Raw genomic sequence first — 4,233 nt, 5'->3', positions numbered from 1 at the left:
AACGGTCACCATGTTGAGGCGATGCGCCTGCTTGCCGACATCGGCATGAAATTCAACGCCTATGACGAAGCGGAATTTTTGCTCGAGTCTTGCAAGGTATTGGAGCCCGATAATGTCAGTGCGCATTTCGATTATGTGAAAGTATTGCGCAAACGCCAGAAATTCGAACTGGCACTCAGCGAAGCGTCGGAACTGCGCGAAAAAGAACCGGGTAATCCTGAGTTTGAAATGCTGTACGCCAATGAAAATCTGGCCGTCGGCAATTTTGATGAAGCGATGCTGATTTATGAGGCCTTGCTTGGGTCTATGCCAAATAATCCAGGCATAAACCTGACCTACGGCCATGCGCTTAAGACCGTCGGGCGGCAGGATGATGCCATTTCTGCCTATCGCCGCGCCTATCAAGTTCGGCCAGACTGCGGCGATGCCTATTGGAGCTTGGCCAATCTCAAGACTTACCGTTTTGACGATAGTGAGATTGCCCAAATGCGGGAACGGCAAGCGTCGCCCATGACGGCGCTTGATGACCGCTATCACCTCTGTTTTGCCTTGGGCAAGGCGCTTGAGGATCGCGGCGAACATAGTGCTTCGTTCGAATATTATGAACTCGGCAATCGTTTGAAGCGTGAGGAGCTGAAATATAATCCCAGCAGGCTGTCGAACGAAATGCAGCTGCAGCGTGAGCTGGTGACCACTGACCTGCTTGACAAATTTTCCGGTGCAGGCTGCCCAGCGCGGGACCCGATATTCATTGTCGGCTTACCACGTGCGGGTTCGACCTTGCTCGAGCAAATTCTTGCATCGCACAGTCAGGTTGAAGGGACGATGGAGCTCCCGAATATCTTCGCTTTGGCCTTCCGGCTTGACCGGCAGCGCGTTGTTGGCGAGGCGCCCGAATATCCCGGCAACTTGGCGGATTTGACGCACGAAGACGTCACCCGCTTTGGCGAAGAATTCATCCGCGACACGCAAATTTACCGCAAGGGCGGCACACCCTTTTTCATTGATAAAATGCCGAACAATTTCCGTCACATCGGCCTCATCAACATGATTTTGCCGAACGCGAAAATTATCGATGCGCGGCGCGGGGCCATGGGATGCTGTTTCAGCGGGTTTAAGCAACTCTTCGCCGAAGGTCAGGAATTCACCTACGGGCTTGAGGAAGTGGGCCAATATTACACTGACTATGTGCAGTTAATGGACCATTGGGATAATGTGTTGCCCGGCAAAATATTGCGCGTCCGGTACGAGGAAGTCGTTGCCGATCTGGAAACGCAGGTCCGGCGTTTGCTAGACTATTGCGGCCTTCCTTTTGAAGAGGCATGTCTCAATTTCCACCAGAATGAACGCGCGGTTCGCACCGCGAGTTCGGAGCAGGTGCGACAACCGATTTTCAAAAGCGGCGTTGATCAATGGGAGAATTTCAGCGAATTTCTCGATCCGCTGCGTAAAAAACTAGGGCCTGAACTGGCCGCAACCTGAGGAGGAATTTTATGGCTAACAATGCGCCGACTGGTCCAATACGTGTCGATGAAGTCTCCTCGCTGGGGCAGCGTTGGTATGTCCTCATCATCATGATGCTGGTGTACACGATCAGCATCGCTGACCGTTATGTTTTGTCCACATTGCTTGGACCCATTAGCAAAGAACTGAACCTGACGGATACCGAGACCGCATGGCTTGGCCTTCCGCTGGCGCTTTTTTATGTCGTCATGGGTATCCCCTTGTCATGGTTATGTGACCGGACCAATCGTCGCAACCTTCTGGCGGCGTCTGTTGCCGTTTGGTCATTCATGACAGCCATTACCGGTTATACGCGCGGATATTTCGATTTGTTGTTGGCGCGTGTTGGCGTTGGCATTGGTGAGGCTGGCGGCACACCTGCGTGTAATTCCATTATTGCTGACTATTTTCCTGCCGATCGACGCTCCATGGCCATGACCGTGTTTGCACTTGGCGCGCCCATCGGGGCGTGGCTGGGTTCGGACATTGCGGGCTATGTCTCGACATTACACGGGTGGCGCGCCGCTTTCTTTGTGTTGGGCGTGCCCGGGATCATTCTGGCCCTGATCATCATGGTAACGATTAAGGAGCCGAAGCGCGGTCGTTTGGACGTCGTAACCGAAGATAAAGCGCCGACGATCATGGAAACGATGAAATTCCTATGGTCACAAAAATCGGCGGTGCATGCGATGACCGGAAGCGGTCTGTCTGCATTTTGGGGCTGGGGCCTGATGTGGTTCACGCCTTTGTTCATGCAGCGCACATATGGCATGGATGAGGGCGAAGCCGGCAGCATGCTGGGCTGGATTTATCTTATTGGCGGCATTGGTGCGTCATTATTGACGGCATGGGTGGTGGCACGTCCGACATATACCGACCCACGTAAAATCGCCCGGCTGTTGGCCGTGGTAACGGCATTGGCCACTATCCCGTCGTTTCTTGCATATTATACCCGGGATCTTGGGGTGGCGCAGGTCATGTGGTGGTTGTTCATTCCGGCCATTTATTTCTACATCGGCCCGGCATTCGCACTGTGCCAGAATCTGGCTGCACCGAAAATGCGGGCAATGGCCGTCGCTATATCGTTGGTTGTTGCCAATGTGCTTAACCTGATTATCGCACCGGCAATTGTTGGCGGCCTCAGCGACTTTTTTGACGCTGCAGGTGGCGGCAATGCAGATTCCCTGCGTCTTGCACAGCTTATTCTCGCGCCAACCGGCCTGTGGGCGGCGTGGCATTATTGGCGCGCCGAAAAATATATTATTGAAGATCAAAAGAGAGCCATTGGATATGTCTAATTCGCCGCTGAAGTCTTATATAAATGGCGCGTGGGTTTTGCCTGCGACGTCCACTGCAACAGTGGATGCAGTTAATCCTGCTACAGAAGAAGTCTGCGCCGTCGTGGCTGTTTGCGGCCGTGACGATGTCGAATTGGCCGTCACAGCCGCACGCGCCGCGTTTGATGGATATGCTGCGACCACGCTTGAGCATCGCATTGCATTGGTGGAAAAGCTGATTACCATTTTCGAACGGCGCTATGGTGAAATGGTAACCGCCATTTCGACCGAGATGGGCGCGCCGTACGATCTGTCGCATGACGCGCAGGCCGAAAGCGGCCCCGGCCATTTACGCGCAACGGTTAAGGCCGTGCGCGAAATGGCGTGGGATTATGATGTTGGCACAGATGGTATCGTCACGCACGAACCCATTGGTGTTTGCGTGCTGATCACGCCGTGGAACTGGCCGATCAACCAAATCGTGTGCAAGGTTGGTCCCGCATTGATTACGGGCTGTACGATGGTTTTGAAGCCAAGTGAAATGGCGCCGCTTTCTGCGCAGCTGTTCGCTGAAATGGTCGAGGAAGCCGGTTTCCCCAAAGGCGTGTTCAATATGATCCATGGCACGGGCGCTTCCGTGGGCGACGCGCTGACCAGCCACCCTGAAGTGGACATGATCTCCTTTACCGGTTCGACGCGTGCCGGCGTTCAGATCGCCAAAAATGCAGCAGATACCGTAAAGCGCGTTGCGCAGGAACTGGGTGGCAAGTCCGCCAATATCGTCTTTGCCGACAGTGATGTGGAGGCCGCGGTCACGCGCGGTGTTCTGCATTGCTTCGGAAATACCGGTCAGTCGTGCAACGCCCCGACCCGCATGCTCGTTGAACAATCGGTCTATGATGAGGCGGTTGCGATTGCAGCCCGCGTTGCGAAGGCCGCGAAGCTTGGCGACCCGATGGAGAAGGGCCCGCATTATGGTCCCGTTGTCAGCAAGGCACATTATGACAAGATACAGGGCCTGATCCAGGTCGGGATCGACGAAGGTGCGCAGCTTGTTGCTGGCGGCACAGGCCGGGCCGATGGCTTTGACCGTGGCTATTATGTGAAACCTACCGTTTTTGCGGGCGTTCATAACAAGATGCGGATTGCCCAAGAAGAAGTGTTTGGTCCTGTGCTGGTGCTGATCCCATTTAAGGATGAAGCGGAGGCCATCGCGATTGCCAATGACTCGCCATATGGGCTCTATGCCTATGTGCAGACCGGTGACTTGGACCGCGCCCGCCGCGTTTCGCGTTTAATGCGGGCGGGCGGTGTCAGCATCAATGGCACGAGCCAAGACTATATGGCGCCATTTGGCGGCTACAAACAGTCGGGCAATGGCCGCGAATATGGCGAATTTGGTGTGCGTGATTTCCTTGAGATCAAATCGATCAGCGGGTTCCGCGTTCCATGA

General features: G+C 54.5%; 3 protein-coding genes. All 3 read left to right on the top strand.

Going from position 1 to position 4,233, the window contains the following annotated elements; genetic code table 11:
- A partial coding sequence (locus ACILQA_RS10220; RefSeq protein ID WP_395629596.1) for a sulfotransferase occupies positions 1-1,482 on the top strand: 1,482 nt, incomplete at its 5' end.
- A gap of 11 nt (positions 1,483-1,493) precedes the next feature.
- Positions 1,494-2,801 carry a spinster family MFS transporter gene (locus ACILQA_RS10215; RefSeq protein ID WP_395629595.1) on the top strand — a complete coding sequence of 436 codons (1,308 nt, stop codon included), beginning with the start codon at positions 1,494-1,496 and terminating at the stop codon, positions 2,799-2,801.
- Complete coding sequence (locus tag ACILQA_RS10210) at positions 2,794-4,233, top strand: aldehyde dehydrogenase family protein (RefSeq protein WP_395629594.1); 1,440 nt, start codon at positions 2,794-2,796, stop codon at positions 4,231-4,233. The genes ACILQA_RS10215 and ACILQA_RS10210 overlap by 8 nt, the downstream gene beginning before the upstream one ends.

This window comes from Sphingorhabdus sp. (assembly GCF_044239005.1).
Lineage (GTDB): Bacteria > Pseudomonadota > Alphaproteobacteria > Sphingomonadales > Sphingomonadaceae > Sphingorhabdus_B.
The sequence above is the reverse complement of the archived record's forward strand: the minus strand, read 5'-3'. Positions and strand labels throughout refer to the sequence as shown.

What these genes read in the sequence shown, in the direction of transcription:
- ACILQA_RS10210 (WP_395629594.1), top strand. Translation starts at nt 2,794, where the DNA reads ATGTCTAATTCGCCGCTGAAGTCTTATATAAATGGCGCGTGGGTTTTG.
- ACILQA_RS10215 (WP_395629595.1), top strand. Translation starts at nt 1,494, where the DNA reads ATGGCTAACAATGCGCCGACTGGTCCAATACGTGTCGATGAAGTCTCC.